The organism is Lentzea sp., from assembly GCF_036380075.1.
Taxonomy (GTDB): Bacteria; Actinomycetota; Actinomycetes; order Mycobacteriales; family Pseudonocardiaceae; genus Lentzea.
This window is the reverse complement of record NZ_DASVFL010000356.1, coordinates 18,044-39,335: the sequence shown is the minus strand read 5'-3', so window position 1 is coordinate 39,335 and position 21,292 is coordinate 18,044. Positions and strand designations below refer to the sequence as shown.

The following is a 21,292-nucleotide window of genomic DNA, read 5'->3' as shown; positions in this document are numbered from 1 at the left end:
CGAGGTGCTCTCCCCGAGTTCTCGTCGCACGGATTACCACGCCAAACTCCACGATTACGCCGACGCTGGCATCCCGCACTACTGGATCATCGACCTCGGCGAGCCGGTCTCGCTGGCCGCGATGCATCTGGCCGGTGAGTTCGGCTACCAGGAAGCACCCGCGGAAACCCGGATCTACGAGGCGACCGAACCGTTCCCCCTGAAGATCCAGATCGACCGGCTCATCGACTGAGCTTGGCCAGCACCCGTTCGTACCGGTCGACCCAAGCCCGGTCACCGCTCTCGAACTCCAAGACGCGATCCGGCACGGGAGCCCGACCGAGCACCGGCAGATACCCGTCCACCGGCACGAGCGAGTCGCCGGTCACGTCCCCGTCCAGCAGTTGCAGCGTCGCCAGCCCGCACGCGTACTCGAGCTCCGGCAGCGCCGCCGCCAGCGCCACCCCGGCCGCCATCCCGACCGAGGTCTCCAGCGCCGACGACACCACGCACGGCAGCCCGCACGCCTCGGCCACCTCCAGCGCCCTCCGCACCCCGCCGAGCGGCGCCACCTTGATCACCGCGATGTCCGCCGCTCCCGACACCGCCACCTTGAGCGGGTCGTCGGCCTTGCGGATCGACTCGTCCGCCGCGATCGGCACGTTCACCCGCCGGCGCACGGCGGCGAGCTCGTCCAGCGTGCGGCACGGCTGTTCCACGTACTGGAGGCCTTGAGCGGCCTTGTCCATCGCCTTGATCGCGGTGACGGCCGTGTCGACGTCCCACATCATGTTGGCGTCGATCCGCACGAACCCGTGCGGTCCCAACGCGTCGCGGACGGCCTCGAGCCGCGCGCAGTCCTCGGCCACAGTGGACTCCGCGACCTTCACCTTGGCCGTCGAACACCCCGACTTCGCCACGATCTCGTGGGCGCGTGCCGGCTCGACCACCGGCACGGTGCAGTTCACCGGGATCCGCGAACGCACCGGCGCCGGCCAGCCCTCGTTCGCCGCCTCCAGCGCGCACGCGAGCCACGCCATGGCCTCGTCGTCGTCGTACTCCTCGAACGGGCAGAACTCGCCCCACCCGGCCGGTCCCTCGAAGAGCAGTCCGGTGCGCTGGGTGATGCCGCGGAACCGCGCGCGCATCGGGATGGAGTAGACGTGCACGTGCCGATTCAAGCGCACTTCTGGAACTCCAGCGAATGCCCGCCGCCCCGCAGGTTCACGCTGCCGACCGGCTGGACCCCGAGCACGGTGCACACGATCTGCTGAACGGCGACGCGGCTGAGCTGCGAGACGTCCGTCGACAGGTTCACGTCCAGCCCGTTCGCCACCCGGTCGACCGTGGCGGGTGCCGCGTCGTACGGCACCTCGGTGCTGAGGCCGCGCGCCTGCTCGTCGTTGGTCGGGCCCTGGGCGAGCAGGGCGATGACGTCGTAGCCGGTGAGGCTGACCTGCGGGCGGCTGACTGGGATGACGCTGCCTTCGGAGGCCCAGAACAGCGACGGCGCGGCGTTCTCGACGGGACCGGTCGGCGCCACGAGGCCCGGGATCGGGTCGGTGGGCCTGATGCCGCACGCGGTGAGCGCGGCGAGGACGAGCGCCGCCACGCAAAGCTGACGCAGGGGTCCCCTCCAGGGGGTCCCCCTGTTTCCATTCTCCCAGCCGGCACCGACAGTTTTCGGCCTCACGCCCCACCCTCCAGCGGCAGCCGCAGCGTGAACACGGCCCCGCCCCCGGGCCGGTTCGCCGCCACGAGCGTTCCCCCGTGCAGCCGCGCGTTCTCCCACGCGATCGCCAGCCCGAGCCCGCTGCCCTCCGACCGGCCACGGGCCGAGTCGGCCTTGTAGAAGCGGGCGAACACGTGCGGCAGCACCTCCGGCGACAACCCCGGCCCCGAGTCGGCCACCTCGATCACCAGGAACGGACCCTCCACGGTCAGCGCGAGCGACACCGGCGGCGAACCGTGCCGCAGGGCGTTGCCCACCAGGTTCGCCACGATCACGTCCAGCCGCCGTGGATCCAGCCGGGCGCGCACCCCCGACGGCAGCGACGCCGTCACCTCCGCCGAGAACCCGCGCATCCGCAGGCACGAGGTCACGACCTCGGCGACGTCCACGTCGTCCAGCGCCAGGGCCGCCGTGCCGGAGTCGAAGCGGGTCACCTCGATCAGGTCGTTCACCAGGCGTGTGAGGTTCAGCGTCTCGCGGTTCACCAGCCGCGCCGCCTGACCCGCCACGCCCGGCAGTGCGGCCGTTTCGGCGTCGAGGACGTCGGTCACGGCGGTCATCGCGGCGAGGGGGGTTCGCAGTTCGTGGGACACGTCTGCCACGAAACGGCGTGCGTCTGCCTCCATGCGCCGCAGTTCGCCGACGTGGTGCTCCAGCGACGAGGCAGTGCTGTTGAACGTCGTCGCCACGGACGCCAGCTCGTCGCGTCCGCGCACCGGCACGCGCGCGGTGAGGTCGCCCTGGCCGAGCTGCCAGGCCGCCAGCTGCAGCTCGCGGACCGGGCGCAGCACGCCCCGCGCGGCGAGGAACCCCAGGCCCAGGGCCAGCAGCAGACCGGCGCCGCCGATCAGCCACGCGTTCTGGGCCAGCTCGCCGATGAACGCCGTCTCCGACGTGAACGGCCGCAGCACGTACACCTCGATCCCCGACGCCTCGCCGGACGACAGCCGCAGCTGCATGCCGACCACCAGCCACACGCTGTCCGCGTACGGCACGCGTTGCCAGCCCACGCGTCCGGACGACACCAGGGAACGCAGCTCGGAGGTGATCACGGACGTATCCATGCCGCCCGCGGACAGGCCGTTGCCGTACGCCACGGCCGCGTCCGTGCGGCCCGAGACGCGGCCGGCGATGCGTTCCAGGGCCGCGGCCGAGAGCGGGCGGGCGGACAACGGGTAGAGCTGCTCGACGCGGTTCGTGATCTCGACGACCGCGTTGTCCTGGGCCCGCTGCACGATGGCGTCGCGCGCACGGACGTAGCCCGCGCCGGCCACCGCGAAGGCCGTGATGATGCTCAGGAACCCGAAGGCGAGCAGCAGCCGCAGGCGCAGCGTCACAGCGGTCCGAAGCGGTAGCCGAAGCCGCGCACGGTCTGGACGTAGACGGGTGCCGCCGGGTCGTCCTCGATCTTCGAACGCAGCCGCTGCACGCACGCGTCGACCAGCCGCGAGTCGCCGAGGTAGCCCTGGTCCCAGACCGACTGGAGCAGCTGCTGGCGCGACAGCACGCGGCCGGGCGCCGACGACAGCTCCAGCAGCAGCCGCAGCTCGGTCGGCGCCAGCGACACCGGCCGCCCGAGCCGGGTGACGACCAGGCCGTCGCGGTCTATCGTCAGGTCGCCGTGGCGTTCGGCGGCGACCTCGACCACGGAGGCGGTCGAGCGGCGCAGCACCGCGCGGATGCGGGCTTCGAGCACGCGCGCCTGCGCCGGCTTGGCGACGTAGTCGTCGGCGCCCGCCTCCAAGCCCGCGACCACGTCGATGTCGTCGTTGCGCGCGGTCAGCATGATGATCGGCAGGTCACCGGACGCGCGGATGCGGCGGCACACCTCGAAGCCGTCGACGCCGGGCAGCATGAGGTCCAGCACGACGACGTCCGGCGCGACGTTCGCCAGGAGCTCGAGGCCTTCCTCGCCCGTGCGCACCGCGTCCACGGTGTGCCCCTGGTAGGTCAGGGCGAGCGACAGTCCCTCGCGGACCGCCTCGTCGTCCTCGATCAGCAGTACGCGCGGCATGACCTCCAGCCTTCCGGACGGGTCTCATGAGGACGTCCAAGGAGTGTCATCGTTGCGTAACGGCGGCCCGCACGCCGCTAGTCCAGGGCCGCGGTGTGGCGCAGCTGCTCCGGCGTCGGGTCGGTCACGAGAACCCGCAGGGCCGCCGCGAACCGGTCGAAGCGCCGGTCGAGCTCGGCCAGCTCGCGCGACGGTTCGGCGACCAGCGCCGCCCGTCCCGCCTTAGGGGCGGCGGTCGCCAGCGCGTCGCGCACCGGCTGGGCCTTGCGCAGCGCCACGAGCAGCGTCCACAGGTGCTGCTCGACCAGCGCCACCTGCACCGGGTCGCCGGTCACCGACAGGAAGTCGGACCGGGCCGCGGTGGCGCGGCGGCGTTGCGAGGGGCACGTGAAGTCGTCCGAGCGGACCACCTCGGTGGCCGGCGCCGACCGCGCCAGCGAGGCCTCCGACCGGAACCGCCGCGCGGGGACGGTTCCAGCCGGGTTCCACATCCACCAGGTGGTCATCCGACCAGGTCGTCCGCGTCGACGATCTTGTAGGCGTAGCCCTGCTCGGCGAGGAAGCGCTGCCGGTGGGCGGCGTAGTCGGTGTCGAGCGTGTCGCGCGCGACGACCGAGTAGAAGTGCGCCTGCCGGCCGTCGCCCTTGGGCCGCAGCAACCGGCCGAGGCGCTGGGCCTCTTCCTGCCGCGAACCGAACGTGCCGGACACCTGCACGGCGACGGACGCCTCCGGCAGGTCGATGGAGAAGTTCGCGACCTTCGAGACGACCAGCGTGCGGAGCTCGCCCGTGCGGAACCTGTCGAACAGCTCCTCGCGCTCCTTGTTCTTCGTCGACCCCTTGATCACCGGCGCCCCCAGCTCCTCGCCCAGCTCGTCGAGCTGGTCCAGGTAGGCGCCGATCACCAGCGCCGGCTCGTCGGGGTGCCGTTCCAGGATCCGCCGCACCACCGGCAGCTTGGTCCGCGCGGTCGAGCAGAGCTTGTAGCGCTCCTCGGGCTCGGCCGTCGCGTACTGGAGGCGCTCGTTGTCCGTCAGCGTCACGCGGACCTCAGTGCACTCGGCGGGCGCGATCCAGCCCTGCGCCTCGATGTCGCGCCACGGCACGTCGTAGCGCTTCGGCCCGATCAACGAGAAGACGTCGCCCTCCTGGCCGTCCTCGCGCACCAGCGTCGCGGTCAGCCCCAGGCGACGGCGGCTCTGCAGGTCCGCCGTCATGCGGAAGACCGGCGCCGGCAGCAGGTGCACCTCGTCGTAGACGATCAGGCCCCAGTCGCGCGAGTCGAACAGCTCCAGGTGCTTGTACTCGCCCTTCGACCTGCGGGTGATCACCTGGTAGGTCGCGATCGTGACGGGCCTGATCTCCTTGCGCTCACCCGAGTACTCGCCGATCTCCTCCTCGGTGAGCGACGTGCGCGCGATCAGCTCGCGCTTCCACTGCCGTCCCGCCACGGTGTTCGTGACCAGGATCAGCGTCGTCGCCTGCGCCTCGGCCATCGCCGCAGCGCCGACCAACGTCTTGCCCGCGCCACAGGGCAGCACGACGACACCGGAGCCACCCGCCCAGAACGCCTGCGCGGCCAGCCGCTGGTAGTCGCGCAGCTTCCAGCCGTCCTCGGCCAGCTCGATCGGGTGCGCCTCGCCGTCGACGTACCCGGCCTCGTCCTCCGCCGGCCAGCCGACCTTGAGCAGCAGCTGCTTGAGCCGCCCGCGCTCACTGGGATGCACGATGACGGTGTCGTCGTCGATGCGCGCACCGAACATCGGCGCGATCTTCTTGTTGCGCAGCACCTCCTCGAGCACCGCGCGGTCGTTGGTGTGCAGAACCAGCCCGTGCGCCGGGTTGTTGGTCAGCACGAGCCGCCCGAAGCGACCCATCGTGTCGACCACGTCCACCAGCAACGGCTGCGGCACCGGGTAGCGGCTGAACCGCACCAGCGCGTCCACCACCTGCTCGGCGTCGTGCCCGGCCGCACGCGCGTTCCACAGCGCCAGCGGCGTCACCCGGTAGGTGTGCACGTGCTCCGGCGCCCGCTCCAGCTCGGCGAACGGCGCGATGGACGTGCGCGCGTCGTCGGCGAGCGGGTGGTCGACCTCGAGCAGCAGCGTCTTGTCCGACTGGACGATCAAGGGGCCATCGGTCACGCCGACAAGTCTCCCTGACGACGCCAAATGCGGTGTGGTCGCGTTCCCAGGGGGTGCGCTGATGTGGAGGGGCGCGCTTGAAGCGAGGAGCGCGCTCGGCTAAGAGAGCGGACAAGAGCCCTGGAGTTGCGGCGGGCCCAGACAGCGGGTGCGGCCCGGACAACAGATGCGGCAACAGCTGACGCCAGGAAGCCAGCGGCGAGAAGCGAGCCGCAGCGAACCCCCGCAGCCAGACCACGGCGCCCGCTCCAACCGCCCCACCTGCGTCAACTGGTGACACCAACTGTGAGCCGACACACCCAGCCAACACGAGGTGTCGTACGTTCTCGCCCATGAGCACCGAGTCGACTGACCCCGTCGAGACCCCTGCCGACGTGGCACCGGCGGACGCCGAGACCGACGAGTCGCCCAAGAAGAACAACTGGCTGAAGTTCGTGATCGTCGGCGTGCTGGCGGTCGTGCTGGTCGGTGGTGGCGTGTGGGCGCTCACGGCGCTCAACGGCACCAAGGTCGGCGACTGCGTCAGCGCGTCCCCGAAGGACGTGGACAAGCCCGACGGCGACTGGAACATCTCCGGCAAGAGCTGCGGGGACACCGCCGCCACGCACCGGGTCGCCAAGGTGCTGAACAGCGCCGAGGACCCGTGCCCCGACGAGGGCATCTACGAACCGGTCAAGTCCGGCGGCGACTCGCTGTGCCTGATGCCGAACCTCTCCGAGGGCAACTGCTACACCGCGGGTGACGACGGCGCCTTCAAGAAGGAGACCTGCACCAGGGAGTCGCCGGTCAAGATCGTGAAGAAGGTCGACGGGCTGCCCGAGGAGGGCACGGTGTGCCCGGAGGGGTCGAGCGAGCTGCGGTTCAGCGAGCCCGCCTCCGTCTACTGCATGGGCGTGCACGAAGGGTCCTGATCGGGTGAACCCGGTTGAGTCGGGCCCCGGTTGAAGCCGATACCCAGGCCATGAAGAAGGTCGGCCTGGGTATCGCCGCTGTCGTCGCGCTCCTGCTGCTCGGCGGGTTCGTCCTGCACCAGCTCGGGGACGTCGCGAAGACCGCGCGGGCCGGCGACTGCGCGCGGATCTCCGGTGCGCTCGACAGCCCTCGCTACCAGGCGCTCGACTGCGGGTCCGAGCAGGCGAACGTCAAGGTCGCCAAGGTGCTGCAGTGGAACGAGAGCAAGTGCCCGTCGGGCGGCATGGACTACTCGACGTACACGGGCGACTCGACGCTCTGCCTGATGCCGAACTTCGTGCAGGGCTCCTGCTACGGCCAGGACGCCGAGGCCGGGATCGCGAAGGTCGACTGCGCCACCAAGGACGCGGTGAAGGTCGACAAGGTGCTCACCGGCTCCACCGACGGCGCGGCCTGCGGGGACTCGCGGGCCGCCGTCTTCCCCGAGCCCGCCGTCACCTTCTGCCTGCACCGCGGTGACCAGCGCAAGCAGTGATCTTGCGGCATACCGCGCCGCGCGCGTCCGTCCACATGGCACCCTCTGCGGCGTGATCATCGACGAACCGGCCGCGCCCAGGACGAGTCTGCGGAAGCGGATCGCGACCTACGCGGCCACGCTCGTCGTCGCGGCCGTCGCCATCTACGGCATGACCGAGTTCCTGACGCCGGTCCGCAAGCCCGCGCAGGGCGACTGCGCGAACGTCACCGGTGACGTGGCCCAGCCGGACTTCGACGCGGTCACCTGCGGGTCGGCCGGCGCGAACTACGTGGTCACGGGCACCGTCGCGAAGTCGGCGAGCTGCACGGGCTCCTTCACGGACATGGTCCCCGGCCGCGCGCAGGACCCGGACGTCCGGATCTGCCTCGTTCCCCTGTGGACGGAGGGCGCCTGCTACCCCGTGGACTCCGGGCGCATGGAGCTCCAGCCGGTGGACTGCGCCGCGGACGCGTTCAAGGTGACCAGGGTGAGCAAGGACGTGCCGGGGCCGCCGTGCGCCGCGGGCGAGGAGAGGTTCAGCTTCCCCGGGGTAACGCTGACCTACTGCACCACGACCCTGTAGGTGATCCAAGCAGCCGTAACGTTTCCGTAAAGCTCCAGCGGTGCTCCACCGTGCGTGGCACTCTCTGCTCCGGCTGTGTCGGGGGGCATGGGCCGACTGGGGTAATTCCGGAAGTGAGAGAACCGCATGAGCACCACTGAGTCCGCTTCGCCCGCTCCTGCACAGCAGCCCGCACCCGCGGAGCCGCAGCAGCAGGAGAAGAAGCCGAGCATCCTGAAGCGGATCCTGACCTACGTCGTCGGCCTCGTCGTCGCCGCCGGCGCGATCTACGCGTTCAACTACTTCACCAGCGACGTCGCCCAGGCGAAGGTCGGCGAGTGCGCCAGCATCACCGGCACGTCGACCAGCCCGGAGTACAAGCACGTCGACTGCGGCGCCACCGAGGCGAACTACTCGGTCGCCAAGTCCGGCGGCACCGGTGAGGTGTGCGGCGAGAACTACGACGAGTACACGCAGACCCAGCGTCGCGGGCCCAAGACGAAGCTCTGCCTCGCGCCGATCTTCGCCGAGGGCAAGTGCTACGCCGAGAATAGCGGCGGTGTGGGTCTCAAGGTCGCCGAGTGCACCGAGTCGGCCGTCTTCAAGGTGACGAAGGCCGCCAAGGACGGTGCCGCACCGCAGTGTGCCGAGGGGGAGCTCGCGCTCGCCTACCCCGAGGTGAAGCTGAACTACTGCACCGGTGCACCCGCGTAACGGGCTTCGAACTCGCGAAACCGGAGTCGTGTCCCACGGCTCCGGTTTCGCCGTCTTTCGCGCGACCCATCGGAGGGAAACCAGTGACCACTCCCAACTACCCCCAGCAGCCGGGGCCTTACGGACCGCCTCCCGGTGGGCAGCCGCAGCAGCCCTACGGCCAGCAGCCGTACGGCCAGCCCGACCCCTACGCGCAGCAGCACCAGCAGCCCGGCCAGTACGGCCCGCCGCCGCAGCAGGGCTATCCCGGTGACCCGTACGCCCAGCAGGGACAGCCGGGTCAGTACGGCCCTCCGCCCGGCCAGATGCCGCCCGGCGGACCGATGCCCTACGCCCCGCCGCCGAAGAAGGGCGGAGCCGGCAAGGCCATCGGCGCGATCGTCGGCGTCGTCGTGCTCGTCGGCGCGTTCATCCTGGTCCGCGCCCTGCTCAGCGGTGGCCTGAGCAGCCTGACGGAGCCGTCGGCCAAGGCCGGTGACTGCGCGAGCGTCACGGGCACCACGATCAGCCCGAAGTACAAGAAGGTCGACTGCGGCGCCCCCGAGGCGAACTACTTCATCGCCAAGGCCATGAACTCGACCACGGAAGCCTGCCCCAGCGACGACTACGCCGAGTACACCGAGAGCGGCCGGCGCAGCTCCTCGCTGAAGCTCTGCCTCGTCGAGAAGCTCGAGGAGGGCAAGTGCTACGAGGAGGAGCTCGTCAAGATCAACATGGAGGGCATGAAGGTCGTCGACTGCTCCAAGGGCGCCAACGAGTTCGCCGTCCAGAAGGTCGTGAAGATCGAGAAGGTCGTCAAGGCGGCCACGGCGGACTGCGGTGAGGCCACGGCGGTCTCCTACACCGAGCCCTCGCCGGGCATCACCTACTGCGTCACGGCGCTCGCGGGGAAGTGACCGCGTGCGAAAAGGCGGGCCGGTCGGCCCGCCTTTTCCCGTGCCTTCGAACAGCTAGCTCGTGGTGCCCGGTGGCAGCAGCTGCTGCACGTCCAGACGCCCCGAGAGCACGTCCTCGGTGTCCATCATGTCGGCGACCCGCTGGAGCCGGATCGGGTTCAGCGACAGCGGGAACGTGCCCACGGACACGAGCGCGGCGGTCGGCTGGTCGACGTCGGCGTAGCTGGTCAGCGAGTCCTGCACGGCCAGCTTGTTGGCCTGTGCGCGCTGCTGGGCCTCGCGCAGCACGTCCCGGAACACCTTGAGGGTCTTCGGGTTGGCGTCGGCGAACTTCTTCGACGCCGCGTAGCCGGACATCGGGAAGTCCAGCGTCGGGCCGCGCGCGGTGTCGGTGAGGATCTTCGCGCCGATCTTGCGCTGCGCCTTCGTGATGAACGGCTCGATCATGAACGCCGCGCTCACCGTGCCGGAGGTCAGCGCGTTCTCCATGTCCGCGAACGGCATGGGCTTGAACTTGATCTTCTGCTTCTCGACCGCGGCGGTGTCCAGCACGGCACGCGTCGTCAGCGCGCCGATGTCGGTCTCGCTGTTCACGGCGATGGTCGGGCTGGCGACCTTGCCGGGGTCGTCGTAGTCCGACGTCGCGGCCGTGACCAGCGCCATCGAGTTCTGACCCGCCTGGTAGGCCTCGCCCTGCAGCTGCAGTTCGGTGCCCTCGGCGACGGCGCGGAAGAGGCTGACGTGCGTGGCCCACGTGATGTCCAGCGTGGTGTCCAGCTGCTTGATGGCCTCGGCCTCGGTCGGCTGCGTGACCAGGTTGACCTGAAGGCCGGCCTTCTCGAACAGCTTTTCGGTCAGCGCGATGCGCAGCGGGGCCACGTCGACGACGGGCAGCACGCCGATGCGCAGGATGTTGCGCTCCACGTCCGCGTTGCCGCCGTTCGACGAACCTCCGAACAGGCCGCAGCTCGCGGTCAGAACACACGTGATGAGCACTGCGGCAAGCCGCAGAGCTTTGGCTCGGGTAGCCATGGCACCTCTCGCCGGTAGGCCTGAGTAGCATCGAATTGATCAGTGAGTGTCGCCACAGACCAGGTGGCCCGCAGTCCCAACTGGGAGTTCGGACGGACATGGGTCGTGCCGACAACCGGGGATGTTAACCACCTGAACGTATGAAACGACACCCCATCTCGATACGGTGAGTGCTTCTGGAGACTTCCCCCGGACAGGGGGTGACCATTACGCTCCCCGCCGGGTGGCACAGGTTGTTGTCGACCGACGTGTCTTCAGACGGGGTAGGGCGCCTCACCGGGCGAACCGCCTCTGTGCTGCAATTCGGCCCGTTTGACGAGTCCATGCTCGGTCCTGGGGAGAGACCGGGACACTGCTGCTGGAAGAGGAAGCCCAGAGTGGCCCGACGTGAGAGAGGTCCCAGCCAGTTTGGCGTGGGTGACACCACACGCTCCGAAAGGCCCGAATCGGGTGACGGACTGGCTGCGCTGGGTGACGGAACGATGAACGTGACACCGGACCCGGTGAGTCGCGACGTCGCCGCCGGCCCCGGTGCGGGACCTGCCCGATCCGCGCCATGGCGCCTGCGCAACTGGCGGCTGCGCACGAAGCTGCTCGCCGTCCTGCTGATCCCGACGGTCTGCGCCCTCGCCCTGGGCGGTCTGCGCGTCCGCGGCGACCTCCAGGCCGCGACGGAGTTCAACAACCTCGCGAACCAGATCCGCCTCGAGACCGCGGTCGCGGACCTGGTGCAGCAGCTCCAGCGCGAACGCGACCTGTCGGTCAGCTACGTCGCGTCGAACAAGAAGGTCGACCGGGTCGTCCTCGAGCGCCAGCTGCGCCGGGTGAACGACACCAGCGAGGCCTTCAACGCCAAGATCTCCGAGCTGAGCTCCGACCTGAACCCGACCGCCGTCGAGCGGTTCCAGGTCGCGGCCAAGCAGCTCGACCGCCTCAACAGCCTCCGCAACTCGGTGCGCGACACCCAGTACCCCGCGGAAGCGGTCCAGCGCACCTACTCGGAGTCGATCGACACGCTCATCGGCCTCGGTGAGCAGACGATCTCCGAGGTCAACGACCCCGAGCTGGTGCGACTGCACCTGACGACGAACGCCATCGCGCGCATCAAGGAGCAGGAGTCGCTCAAGCGGGCGATCCTCCTCGACGTCTTCCAGCGCAAGGGGTTCACCCCGTCCCAGACGCGGGCACTGCAGGCGGCCGACGCCGAGCTCGACGCGGCCCGCAACGACTTCCGCAAGTCCGCGACGGCGGAGCAGGCGAAGATCTACGACGACACCGTCACCGGCCTGATCGTCGACACCGCGAACGACATGCAGGAGTCGGCGCTCAACCAGCAGGCCCGCCCGGTCAGGGACTTCACCCAGCTGACGTCCGAGAAGTGGGACATCGCCGCCACGCTGACGGTCAACCTGACCCGCGACGTCGAGAACCTGCTGGTCGAGCAGCTGCAGAACAAGACGGACGAGCTCGCTAGCGACACCCGCACCAGGGCGTACATCGAGTCCGGCATCGTGCTCGCGATCCTCGCGCTCGCGCTGCTCATGGCGCTGTTCGTCGCCCGCTCGATCCTCAACCCGCTGCGCACGCTGCGCCGCACCGCCCTCGACGTCGCCGACCACGGTCTCCCGGACGCGGTCGAGCGGATCCTCGCGGACCCGGACCCGGAGAACGCGGCGAAGAACGCCGTCGAGCCCGTGCCCGTGCACACGCGGGAAGAGGTCGGCCAGGTGGCGCGCGCGTTCGACGCGGTGCACGGCGAAGCGGTGCGACTGGCCGCCCAGCAGGCCCTCCTGCGCGACAACGTCAACGCGATGTTCGTCAACCTCTCCCGCCGCTCTCAGGCCCTGGTCGAGCGCCAGCTGAACCTGATCGACCGGCTGGAGCAGGACGAGCAGGACCCGGACCAGCTGGCCTCGCTGTTCGAGCTGGACCACCTCGCGACCCGCATGCGCCGCAACTCGGAGAACCTCCTGGTCCTCTCGGGCACGGACCTCTCACGGCGGCTGACCAGGCCCGTCCCGGCCGCCGAGGTCCTCGGCGCCGCGGTCTCCGAGGTCGAGCAGTACGCCCGCGTGCAGGTCGGCCAGACCCCGGACCTCACGGTCCAGGGCCGCGCGGTCAACGACCTCGTGCACCTCGTCGCCGAGCTGCTGGACAACGCCACGGCGTTCTCCGACCCGGTCACCAAGGTCACCGTCCGCACGGCCAAGACCCGCAAGGGCGAGCTGGCGATCGAGATCCAGGACCGCGGCGTGGGCATGGGCGACCAGGAGATCCTGGACGCGAACGAGCGCCTGGCCGACCCGCCGGACGTCGACGTCGCCGTCTCCCGCCGGATGGGCCTGTACGTGGTCGCGCGGCTCGCCAAGCGCCACGACATCAAGGTCCGCCTGCGCGGCAACGAGGACATCGAGGGCGGCACGACGGCACTGGTGATCGTGCCGGAGACGCTCGTCGCGATCCCCGGCCAGACGCCGGTCTCGACCCCGCCGACCGGTTCCGGTTCGCTGGCCTCCGCGTTCGGCATGTCGCCGAACATGTCGTCGCCCGCGATGTCGCCGGTGCAGGTGCCGGCCGAGCACACCACCGAGATCGGCACGACGGCGACGAGGGCCAGCGGCATCGCCGGCGCGTTCGGCGGCTCGACCGGCTCGACGGGGCTCACGCCGCGGATCGAGGACTCGAGCCCGAGCATCCCGGTCAACTTCGTGCCGAGCTCGATCACCGACACCGGTGCGGGCGCGACGGCGATCCCCGTCTACAGCGACCCGCCGATCGAGGACTCGACGCCGTCCGAGCGGTGGCGCCGCGACCAGCTCGCCGCCGTGGAGCCGGAGGGCTCGTTCGGCGAGCCGACGCTCTTCACGGCCTACGAGGACCGCCACGAGGAGCCGGGCGAGATCTCCTTCGAGCCGGGCTACGAGACCACGCAGTTCGTGCCCATCCCGCCGATCGAGGACGAGCCGGCCTCGACCAACGGCGTCTCGCGCGCCTCGGTCGACCAGGGCCGCCTCGACATCGGCATGGGGCACCGCAACGGCACCTCCGGCAAGCAGGTCGAGCACGACCTGGACGCCCCGACGGAGCGGCTCCCGATCTACGAGGCCGTCCTGTCGCAGTGGTTCCAGGCGGTCGGCAGCGAGACGTCCGCGTCCACGGCCCAGCCGGTCCGCCCGGCCGCGGGTGGGGACGAGGCGGCCGCGTCCAACGGACACGTCGAGTCCGGACCGGGCAGCGTCGACAAGGGCGGCGTCGAGTACATCGACGAGCCCCCGACGACCCCACCGTTGTCGGACGGGCCGGAGCCGGAGCTCCCGACCCGTACCCGCAAACCTGTCCCCGCGGTGGCACCGACCACCACGTCCGCCGCTGGTCTGCCCGTGCGCCAGCCGCGCGCGAAGGTCCAGAAGGCGGTCGAGGAAGAAGTGGCACCGGCCGAGCAGGAGCGAGTTGTGGAACCGGAGCCCGTTCTGGAGGAGACTCCAGCCACGGCGCCCGCTTCCGAATCGGCTTGGCAATCGCCTGCCGATGAGGGATGGCAAGCGGCTCAGGCGTTGTTGAACAAGACGCCGGAGACGAAGACCACGGCAGGATTGCCGAAACGGACACCGAAGGCTCAGCTCGTGCCAGGATCTGCAGCACCCAAGCCGCAGTCCCTGACGCAGACAGCGCAGCGCCCGCCGCTGCCGCCCCGCACCGCCGACGCGGTGCGCGGACGGATGTCGAGTCTGCAAAGCGGTGTCCGGCGAGGCCGGCACGCCATGATCGAGGCATACGCTGGTGACCAGTCGAGCCGGCAGAACGAGGAGCAGGAGTGACGACCGCAGCGCAGCCAGGCAGCTTTGGTTGGCTTATCACCGACTTCGTGCGGAGGGTGCCCGGTGTGGCACATTCCGTCGTGGTGTCCGCGGACGGGCTGTTGCTCGCGGGGTCCCAGGGGCTGCCCCGGGACCGTGCAGAGCAGCTCTCCGCCGTCGCGTCAGGGCTGGTCAGCCTCACACAGGGTGCTGCCCGCTGCTTCGAGGCAGGCGGGGTCAACCAGACCGTTGTCGAGATGGAGCGGGGCTACCTGTTCCTCATGTCGATCAGTGACGGCTCGTGCCTTGCCGTCCTGGCGGCACCGAACTGTGACATCGGCCTGGTGGCTTACGAGATGACGCTCTTGGTGGAGAGAGTCGGCCAACAACTCACCCCTGAGCTGCGCGCGCAGCTTCAGGGTGTGGTCCGTCGCTAGACCTCACTTGGGTTCAGGGGTGAGAACAAATGGCTGGGAGACCTGGCGCTAGAGGCCGTGGACTCGGTAGGAACTTCAACTACCAGGAGTGGGCAGCTGGTGGCTTTCAGTTCGACGAGCCTGACGCGATTCCCCAAGATCCAGAGGAAGCCGAGGACGCACCCCACGATGAGCGGGTTACAGGGCAAGGGCTAGGCGATATGTCTCAGCGTGAGGTGGACGACTCGTCGTCGTATCCGTACGACGACGTGCCGAACCGGTTCGACATAGACGGGTACGGCACCGGGTTGTTCGGTGGACCCGGTGCGGACCTCTTCGGCCAGCACGAGATGCCGGACGCGGTACCAGAACAACTGCCGTACACCACGGGGTCGCAGCCGGTGTACAGCACTGGTGCGCAGCCGGCATACAACACCGGTGCACAGTCCGTTGTGCGCCCAGAGGAGAATGCAGCTGCGGACTCGGGTTCACTGGTGCGGCCTTACACACGCACCGGTGGACGCACACGACCCGACTACGACCTTGCTATCGAGGCGCTGATTTCGACCAGCGAGAAGGGCCTCGAACGGGATGCGGCAGTGCTTCCCGAGCACAGGTCCATCTGCGGGCTGTGTGTGGACACGCGGTCGGTGGCCGAGGTCGCGGCACTCCTGCGCTTGCCACTCGGCGTCGTGCGGGTGTTGATCGGCGACATGGCAAGCATGGGATTGGTTTTGATTCACCAGGGCGGTCTGGTCGTGGGGGACCGGCCTTCCATGGAATTCCTGGAGAGGGTGCTCAGTGGGCTTCGCAGGCTCTAGTCCCCAGGGCGCCGAGGGCGCACGGAAGCCGACGACCTCCGCCAAGATCGTGGTGGCGGGTGGCTTCGGTGTGGGCAAGACGACGTTCGTCGGCTCGGTGTCCGAGATCGTCCCGTTGACCACCGAGGCGGTGATGACCGAGGCCAGCGCGGGGGTGGACGACCTCTCCGCCACGCCCAACAAGGTCACCACGACCGTCGCGATGGACTTCGGCCGCGTGTCGCTCGACAGCGACCTGATCCTGTACCTCTTCGGTACACCGGGTCAGCACCGCTTCTGGTTCATGTGGGACGACCTGGTCCGTGGTGCCATCGGCGCCATCGTCCTGGTCGACACCCGCAGGCTCGCGGACGCGTTCGCCTCGATCGACTTCTTCGACGACCGGCAGCTGCCGTACGTCGTCGGTGTCAACTGCTTCGACGGACTCCTGCACCACAGGCTGGAGGACGTGCGCGAGGCGTTGACGATCGACGAGTCGGTGCCGATCGTGACGTGCGACGCGCGCAACCGGCAGTCGACGAAGCAGACGCTCATCACGCTGGTCGAGCACGCCATGCGCCAGTGGATGTCGGTCCGCGCGGGCTGACCTGCTCTCGACGGGGACAACTGCAGAACGTGCGACGAGGCGAGCGCCACCTTCGGGTGCGGCGCTCGCCTCGTCGTTGCGGTCTGCCTCAGTTGCCTCGCTGATCGTCCAAGCAGTGCTCCTTCCGCCGTGACGTGCTGCTAGCCGATGTTCAGCCCGATCCCGAGGATCGCGCCGAGGTCGATGCCACCGTCGCCGACGTTCACGCCGGCGCCCACGACGGCGCCGAGGTCGATGTCGAGCAGGCCGTCCAGCAGGCCGTGGTGGTGGCAGTGGTAGTCGGTGGCGTCGACGACGACACCGAGGCCGAGGTCCGCGTCGACGTCCGCATCGACGTCGGCGTTCACGATTCCGTCCACGTCGACGTCGTCGATGCCCACCGCCGTGCTCACGTCGGCGTCGAGATCGGCTCCGACACTCGCGTCGACGTCGACATCGGTGTCCAGGTCGACACCGAGGTTCGCGTCGGCGTCGAGGTCGGCGACGACACCGAGGTCGGCGTCGACATCAGCGTCGACCACGGCATCGAGGTCCGCGTCGACCACTGCGTCGAGGTCTGCATCGACCACGGCATCGAGGTCAGCGTCGAGGTCGGCGTCGACGACTGCGTCGAGGTCCGCGTCGATCACGGGCCTCAGGTCGACGACGGTGGTGGGCGCCAGGTCAGCCGTCGCGCTCACGTCGGCGGCGACATCGGCGTCTGCCGCCACCGCGGCGTCGGCGGTCACGCCCACCACCGCGTCGACCTCGGCGTCGACGTCCGCGAGGACGTCCACACCGGCGCTGACATCCAGGCCTGCCAGAGCCGTGAGGCCCGGTACGGCCGGGATGTCCCTGTCGTCCACGACGGCGACGCCGACCCGGTCGACGCCGCGGCTCACCTCCGGGTTGGCGTGGTCCTGCTGCGGGAGAACGAGGGTCGGGTCGGCGGACGCCGTGCCCGAGGAGAACGGCAGGGCGAACGCCAGTGCCGTGACGGTGGCGGCGGCTCTCAAAGCCCACCGGGAGCTGGCCATCGTGCGAGACCTCCTTGGTCGGTGCGGACGTGTCTCGGGAACGTCCGCACCACCGACGCTAGGTCTCGCAACGCCCACGTGCGGGTGGTTGCCGGTCCCTGACCGGGGGATGACCCGCTGTCAGTCCTCGTCCACCAGAGCGGCCGAGGTGATCCGATGGAGTGGGAACCGCAGCACCTCTCCGTAGCTGTGGTCGTAGCCCTCCAGCACGCCACCGCCCACGACGTGCGGCTCGATCACGCGCTGTGCCGCCGTGCCGTGGGAGTCGACGAAGCCGACCAGCACCCGCCGTCGGGCCCTCGCGGCCTGCTGGAGCAGCGACAGCGTGGCCGACGGGCCGGCGCCGAGGTTGCCGGGCACCGCGACGCGTTCACCCCTTGGTGTCGCGGCAGCACGATCACCGGCGCGCACCAGCCGGACGAGATCACCCAACCGCTCGTCGGCGGGCACCGCGGGTGACGCCGGTTTGCGCACCGACCGCTGCCGCGGCGTGGTCCTGCGCCCTCCGGGCCGCAGGTCGAGCACCTGTCCGTCGGGGCCCTCCGCGGCGGGGGCGAAGCCGGCGGCCCGCAGCCCGTCCAGCACGTCCGCCAGCGGCAACGGGCTCACGAGCACCGTCGGCGCGATCCGCCGCAGCTCCAGCCGGGCGGCCTCCGGGTGCGCGAGGACCTCGCTGATCAGCACCTGGTCGTCGCAGCGCAGGAACGAGCCCGCGGCGCCACCGCGCAGCCGTCCGTGGCGGCGGGCCGCGTCGTCGATCAGGTACGTCAACGACTGCGGAACCGGCGTGCGCGAGCGGAGCTTGAACAGTTCGTGCAGGTCGTCGGCGGTGCGGCCGGAGTCGAGCGCGCGCCGGACGGTGGCTTCGCCGATCCGGTAGACGGTCGCGCTGCCCGCCGACTCGACGTCCGCGACGAGCGCCATCTCGTCCGCCAGGTCCGGTTCGAGCCTGCCGGGGGCGACGACGGTGAGGTCGGCCTGCACCAGCACGTGGTCGAGTGGCTCCGGCAGCGCGTCGGCGAGGGTCTTGGCCGCGTGACCGGGTCCCTCGTCGAGCAGCACGCGGCCGGCGCTGGTGATCGCGCCGAGGGCGAGCACGCCGACCGCCGTGCCCTCCTCGACCGTCCAGCTCACCAGCTCGTCGCGTTGCCTGCCGCCCCTGCGCGGTGCCCGCCAGCCGAGCAGCGCGGCCAGCTCCGCCGGGTTCGCGATCGCGGTGCCCGCGGGGAACGCGCCGAGCGTCTCCAGCACCCAGCGGCGGTCGCGCGGGGCCTGGGCGCGGCGGATCTCGTCCGCGAGGGGGGTGAAGAGCTTGTCCTTCTCGTCGCGGCGGCCGATCAGCGCGGGCAGCCGCGGCAGCTCCAGCCAGGCGTGCGCGATCGTCGCCCAGCGGACCTCGGCGGTGGCGGCGAGCCACACGTCGGCCTTGGTCGTCGGCACCCACTCCGGCTCGGTCGCCTCGGTGTTCGCGGCCAGGTCGGCGCCGACGACGAGCTCGATCAGCAGGGCGGCGCGCGGTTCGTCGACGTTCAGGTCCTTCGCGACCTTGCGCAGCTCGCGCACGCCCAGGCCGCCCGTGCGCAGGACCGGCGGCGGTTCGACGGACCAGCTCGCCAGCAGGTTCTCGACGTGCCGGACCAGTTCCAGCGCCTCGCCACCGCCCGTGGCGTCGATGCTCGTCTGCTGGAGGGTGGTGGTCCTCGGCTTGGGCTCGGTGACCTGGATCGGCCCGAGCGGGCGGGCGCCGCGCAGCTCGAACGCGATCTCGCGCGGCAGCTCGACGGTGCCGGGGTCGCGCCGCAGCAGCAGACCGCGGGCGAGCAGCCGTTGGACGGGCGTCTCCGCCTTGTCGAGCGACACGACCCTGGAGGCGTCCTTGGTGTCGCCGATCGGCGGTCCGGCCGCGAGCTTCTGCAGCACGCGCTGCTCGCCCTCGCTGATGCCGGCGAGGTCGTAGGGCTGGCCGGTCGCGCGGCCCAGCCCGCCGGGGAACGAGCCGAACGCCTCACGGGTGACCGGCGGGACCGACAGCTCGTCGTCGCCCCACGCGAGCGCGAGGGACCTGAGCCTGCCCACGGCCTGCTTGAGCGGCTTGGGCTTCACGTCCGGCCCGAGCAGGCCCGCGAGTGTGGCCAACGCCACGGGCGCGGTGTCCGCACCCTGGACGACCAGGCCCTCGAGCACGGCGAGCGTGAACGTGTCGAGGTCCTCGCAGGCGCGCGCGATCGACGCCCTCGTGCCGACGCGTGTCGCGAGCACGGACATATCGGCAGGTGGGGGCGTTGCCAGGTCAGGACGCGCGCGCAGCAGTGCGACGAGTGCGGCGTCGTCCTGGGCGCGCAGCCAGTCGGCGAGAGTGGTGCCGGACATTCTCACCACGGTATATGGGTCGGTCGACATCCCAGCGCGCTCTGTCACACTTGTCGCGTCATCGGCACCACCGAGGAGGAGAAAGTGGCGAAAGGACGCCCTGGACGGGTCGACCCGCACTGGCCGGAGGGCCCCGACGGCGGCCACCCCGTCACCGAACTGACCAGCGACACCCAGGGTGCGCTCTCCCCGTTCGGCGCGGTGACGTTCCCGCTGCCGGTCGAGGACCTCGGCTACACGCACCCGGTGACCGAGATCAACAAGTCCTGACTCGCGCGGCCGTCCTCATCGGACTGTCAGGGCGGTCTTAAGACTGCCGAGTCGCGTGCGTACCGCAATGGGGCCGGGGATAGGCTCACTTCCCGCTTGAGCAGCACTGCGTGGGAGGAAGACGATGCCGGTCCCCGGCCCTGGTTACTCGATCACCGTTCGTCTGGAGGCGCCGCCGTCAGCGAGCGCCGCGGGTGACCTCACCTCGGCCGTCGGCCGCGCGGGCGGTGTGATCACGGCGTTCGACGTCGTGGAGTCGCACAACGACCGCGTCGTCATCGACCTCACGTGCAACGCGCTGTCCGCGAACCACGCCAAGGACATCACCGACACGCTGGAGACGCTGCCCGGCATCGTCGTCCGCAAGGTGTCGGACCGCACGTTCCTCGTGCACCTCGGCGGCAAGATCGAGATCTCGTCGAAGGTGCCGCTGCGCAACCGCGACGACCTCTCCCGCGCCTACACGCCCGGTGTCGCCCGCGTCTGCGAGGCGATCGCCAAGAACCCGGACGACGCGCGCCGCCTGACGATCAAGCGCAACACCGTCGCCGTGGTCACCGACGGCTCCGCCGTGCTGGGCCTGGGCAACCTCGGCCCCGCCGCCGCCCTGCCGGTGATGGAGGGCAAGGCCGCGCTGTTCAAGAAGTTCGCGGGCGTCGACGCCTGGCCGGTCTGCCTGGACACCCAGGACACCGAGGAGATCATCCGCGCGGTCGAGCTCATCGCACCGGTCTACGGCGGCATCAACCTCGAGGACATCTCCGCGCCGCGCTGCTTCGAGATCGAGGCCCGGCTGCGCGAGAAGCTCGACATCCCGGTCTTCCACGACGACCAGCACGGCACGGCGATCGTCGTCGTCGCGGCCCTGCGCAACGCGCTCCGCGTGGTGGGCAAGGACATCCAGGACTGCCGCATCACGGTCTGCGGCGTCGGCGCGGCCGGTTCGGCGATCATCCGCCTGCTCCAGGCCCAGTCGCCGGGCGACATCATCGCCGTCGACGTCGACGGCATCGTGCACCGCGACCGCCCCGGCCTCGACTCGAACCTGAAGTCGATCGCCGCGTCGACCAACAAGGACAACCAGTCCGGCCGCCTGCACGACGCGCTGGTCGGGTCCGACGTCTTCATCGGCGTCTCGGCCCCGAACCTGTTCGGCGCGGAGCAGGTCGCGACGATGGCCAAGGACGCCATCGTGTTCGCCCTGGCGAACCCGGACCCGGAGATCGACCCGATGGAGGCGCAGCAGCACGCCGCCGTTGTGGCGACGGGCCGTTCGGACTTCCCGAACCAGATCAACAACGTGCTGGCGTTCCCCGGCGTGTTCCGCGGCCTGCTGGACGCGCACGCCAAGACCATCACCGACGCGATGCTGCTGGCCGCGGCCGCCGCCATCGCCGACGTGGTGGACGGCGACCGCCTGAACGCGTCGTTCATCGTCCCGTCGGTCTTCGACACGACCGTCGCCCCGGCGGTGGCGGAAGCGGTCCGCAAGGCCGCCACCGCGACCGCCTAGGC

21 protein-coding genes are annotated in these 21,292 nt (G+C 70.3%); 12 read left to right on the top strand and 9 right to left on the bottom strand.

Features of this window, described 5'->3' with window-relative positions; all coding sequences use genetic code 11:
• The coding region (locus tag VF330_RS37730) for a Uma2 family endonuclease (RefSeq protein WP_330856526.1) at positions 1-232 on the top strand (232 nt) is incomplete at its 5' end.
• Here the strand turns inward: VF330_RS37730 and VF330_RS37725 are convergent.
• The 6 genes from VF330_RS37725 to VF330_RS37700 all read right to left on the bottom strand — a co-directional run bounded on the left by VF330_RS37725 (position 222) and on the right by VF330_RS37700 (position 5,868).
• A complete protein-coding gene (locus VF330_RS37725) occupies positions 222-1,148 on the bottom strand; it encodes an o-succinylbenzoate synthase (protein WP_330856525.1) in 927 nt (308 codons plus the stop codon). The genes VF330_RS37730 and VF330_RS37725 overlap by 11 nt on opposite strands.
• 8 nt (positions 1,149-1,156) lie before the next feature.
• Positions 1,157-1,591, bottom strand: coding sequence for a GerMN domain-containing protein (locus VF330_RS37720; RefSeq protein WP_330856524.1), 435 nt, complete (start codon positions 1,589-1,591; stop codon positions 1,157-1,159).
• 77 nt (positions 1,592-1,668) lie between these two features.
• Positions 1,669-3,048, bottom strand: coding sequence for an ATP-binding protein (locus VF330_RS37715; RefSeq protein WP_330856523.1), 1,380 nt, complete (start codon positions 3,046-3,048; stop codon positions 1,669-1,671).
• Positions 3,045-3,725, bottom strand: coding sequence for a response regulator transcription factor (locus tag VF330_RS37710; RefSeq protein ID WP_330856522.1), 681 nt, complete (start codon positions 3,723-3,725; stop codon positions 3,045-3,047). The genes VF330_RS37715 and VF330_RS37710 overlap by 4 nt, the downstream gene beginning before the upstream one ends.
• Before the next feature lie 77 nt (positions 3,726-3,802).
• The gene (locus VF330_RS37705) at positions 3,803-4,231 is read right to left on the bottom strand and encodes a hypothetical protein (RefSeq protein ID WP_330856521.1); all 429 of its coding nucleotides are present in this window, start codon (positions 4,229-4,231) and stop codon (positions 3,803-3,805) included.
• Positions 4,228-5,868 (bottom strand): DNA repair helicase XPB, encoded by a 1,641-nt coding sequence (locus VF330_RS37700; protein WP_330856520.1) that lies wholly within the window; start codon positions 5,866-5,868, stop codon positions 4,228-4,230. Before VF330_RS37700 ends, VF330_RS37705 begins: the two co-directional genes overlap by 4 nt.
• Before the next feature lie 332 nt (positions 5,869-6,200).
• Here VF330_RS37700 and VF330_RS37695 point away from each other — a divergent pair, with 332 nt between their 5' ends.
• From VF330_RS37695 to VF330_RS37675, 5 genes are all read left to right on the top strand, one after another.
• On the top strand, positions 6,201-6,779 hold the full coding sequence (locus VF330_RS37695; protein WP_330856519.1) for an LppU/SCO3897 family protein: 579 nt from the start codon (positions 6,201-6,203) through the stop codon (positions 6,777-6,779).
• A 50-nt stretch (positions 6,780-6,829) separates the two neighbouring features.
• Positions 6,830-7,315, top strand: coding sequence for an LppU/SCO3897 family protein (locus VF330_RS37690; RefSeq protein WP_330856518.1), 486 nt, complete (start codon positions 6,830-6,832; stop codon positions 7,313-7,315).
• A gap of 52 nt (positions 7,316-7,367) precedes the next feature.
• Positions 7,368-7,880 (top strand): LppU/SCO3897 family protein, encoded by a 513-nt coding sequence (locus VF330_RS37685; RefSeq protein ID WP_330856517.1) that lies wholly within the window; start codon positions 7,368-7,370, stop codon positions 7,878-7,880.
• A gap of 126 nt (positions 7,881-8,006) precedes the next feature.
• The gene (locus tag VF330_RS37680) at positions 8,007-8,573 is read left to right on the top strand and encodes an LppU/SCO3897 family protein (RefSeq protein WP_330856516.1); all 567 of its coding nucleotides are present in this window, start codon (positions 8,007-8,009) and stop codon (positions 8,571-8,573) included.
• Positions 8,574-8,656: 83 nt separating this feature from the next.
• On the top strand, positions 8,657-9,469 hold the full coding sequence (locus VF330_RS37675; protein WP_330856515.1) for an LppU/SCO3897 family protein: 813 nt from the start codon (positions 8,657-8,659) through the stop codon (positions 9,467-9,469).
• Positions 9,470-9,523: 54 nt separating this feature from the next.
• Here VF330_RS37675 and VF330_RS37670 read toward each other — a convergent pair whose 3' ends face one another.
• Positions 9,524-10,501: an ABC transporter substrate-binding protein gene (locus VF330_RS37670; protein WP_330856514.1), complete on the bottom strand. Its 978-nt coding sequence runs from the start codon at positions 10,499-10,501 to the stop codon at positions 9,524-9,526.
• Positions 10,502-10,983: 482 nt separating this feature from the next.
• Here VF330_RS37670 and VF330_RS37665 point away from each other — a divergent pair, with 482 nt between their 5' ends.
• The 4 genes from VF330_RS37665 to VF330_RS37650 are packed head-to-tail and all read left to right on the top strand — an operon-like array spanning position 10,984 to position 16,121.
• Complete coding sequence (locus VF330_RS37665) at positions 10,984-14,319, top strand: nitrate- and nitrite sensing domain-containing protein (RefSeq protein WP_330856513.1); 3,336 nt, start codon at positions 10,984-10,986, stop codon at positions 14,317-14,319.
• Positions 14,316-14,735 (top strand): roadblock/LC7 domain-containing protein, encoded by a 420-nt coding sequence (locus VF330_RS37660; RefSeq protein WP_030470879.1) that lies wholly within the window; start codon positions 14,316-14,318, stop codon positions 14,733-14,735. The genes VF330_RS37665 and VF330_RS37660 overlap by 4 nt, the downstream gene beginning before the upstream one ends.
• 29 nt (positions 14,736-14,764) lie before the next feature.
• Positions 14,765-15,535 (top strand): DUF742 domain-containing protein, encoded by a 771-nt coding sequence (locus VF330_RS37655; RefSeq protein ID WP_330856512.1) that lies wholly within the window; start codon positions 14,765-14,767, stop codon positions 15,533-15,535.
• Complete coding sequence (locus VF330_RS37650) at positions 15,516-16,121, top strand: GTP-binding protein (protein WP_030470877.1); 606 nt, start codon at positions 15,516-15,518, stop codon at positions 16,119-16,121. Before VF330_RS37655 ends, VF330_RS37650 begins: the two co-directional genes overlap by 20 nt.
• 140 nt (positions 16,122-16,261) lie before the next feature.
• On the opposite strand, the gene VF330_RS37645 is transcribed toward VF330_RS37650, so the two are convergent.
• Both VF330_RS37645 and VF330_RS37640 read right to left on the bottom strand, forming a co-directional pair.
• Positions 16,262-17,137: a hypothetical protein gene (locus VF330_RS37645; protein WP_330856511.1), complete on the bottom strand. Its 876-nt coding sequence runs from the start codon at positions 17,135-17,137 to the stop codon at positions 16,262-16,264.
• 120 nt (positions 17,138-17,257) lie between these two features.
• The gene (locus VF330_RS37640) at positions 17,258-19,507 is read right to left on the bottom strand and encodes a helicase-associated domain-containing protein (RefSeq protein WP_330856510.1); all 2,250 of its coding nucleotides are present in this window, start codon (positions 19,505-19,507) and stop codon (positions 17,258-17,260) included.
• An 84-nt stretch (positions 19,508-19,591) separates the two neighbouring features.
• Between VF330_RS37640 and VF330_RS37635 the strand changes: the two genes are divergently transcribed.
• Complete coding sequence (locus tag VF330_RS37635) at positions 19,592-19,777, top strand: hypothetical protein (protein ID WP_330856509.1); 186 nt, start codon at positions 19,592-19,594, stop codon at positions 19,775-19,777.
• 124 nt (positions 19,778-19,901) lie between these two features.
• Positions 19,902-21,290 carry an NAD-dependent malic enzyme gene (locus tag VF330_RS37630; protein ID WP_330856508.1) on the top strand — a complete coding sequence of 463 codons (1,389 nt, stop codon included), beginning with the start codon at positions 19,902-19,904 and terminating at the stop codon, positions 21,288-21,290.
• Positions 21,291-21,292 lie beyond the last annotated feature (2 nt).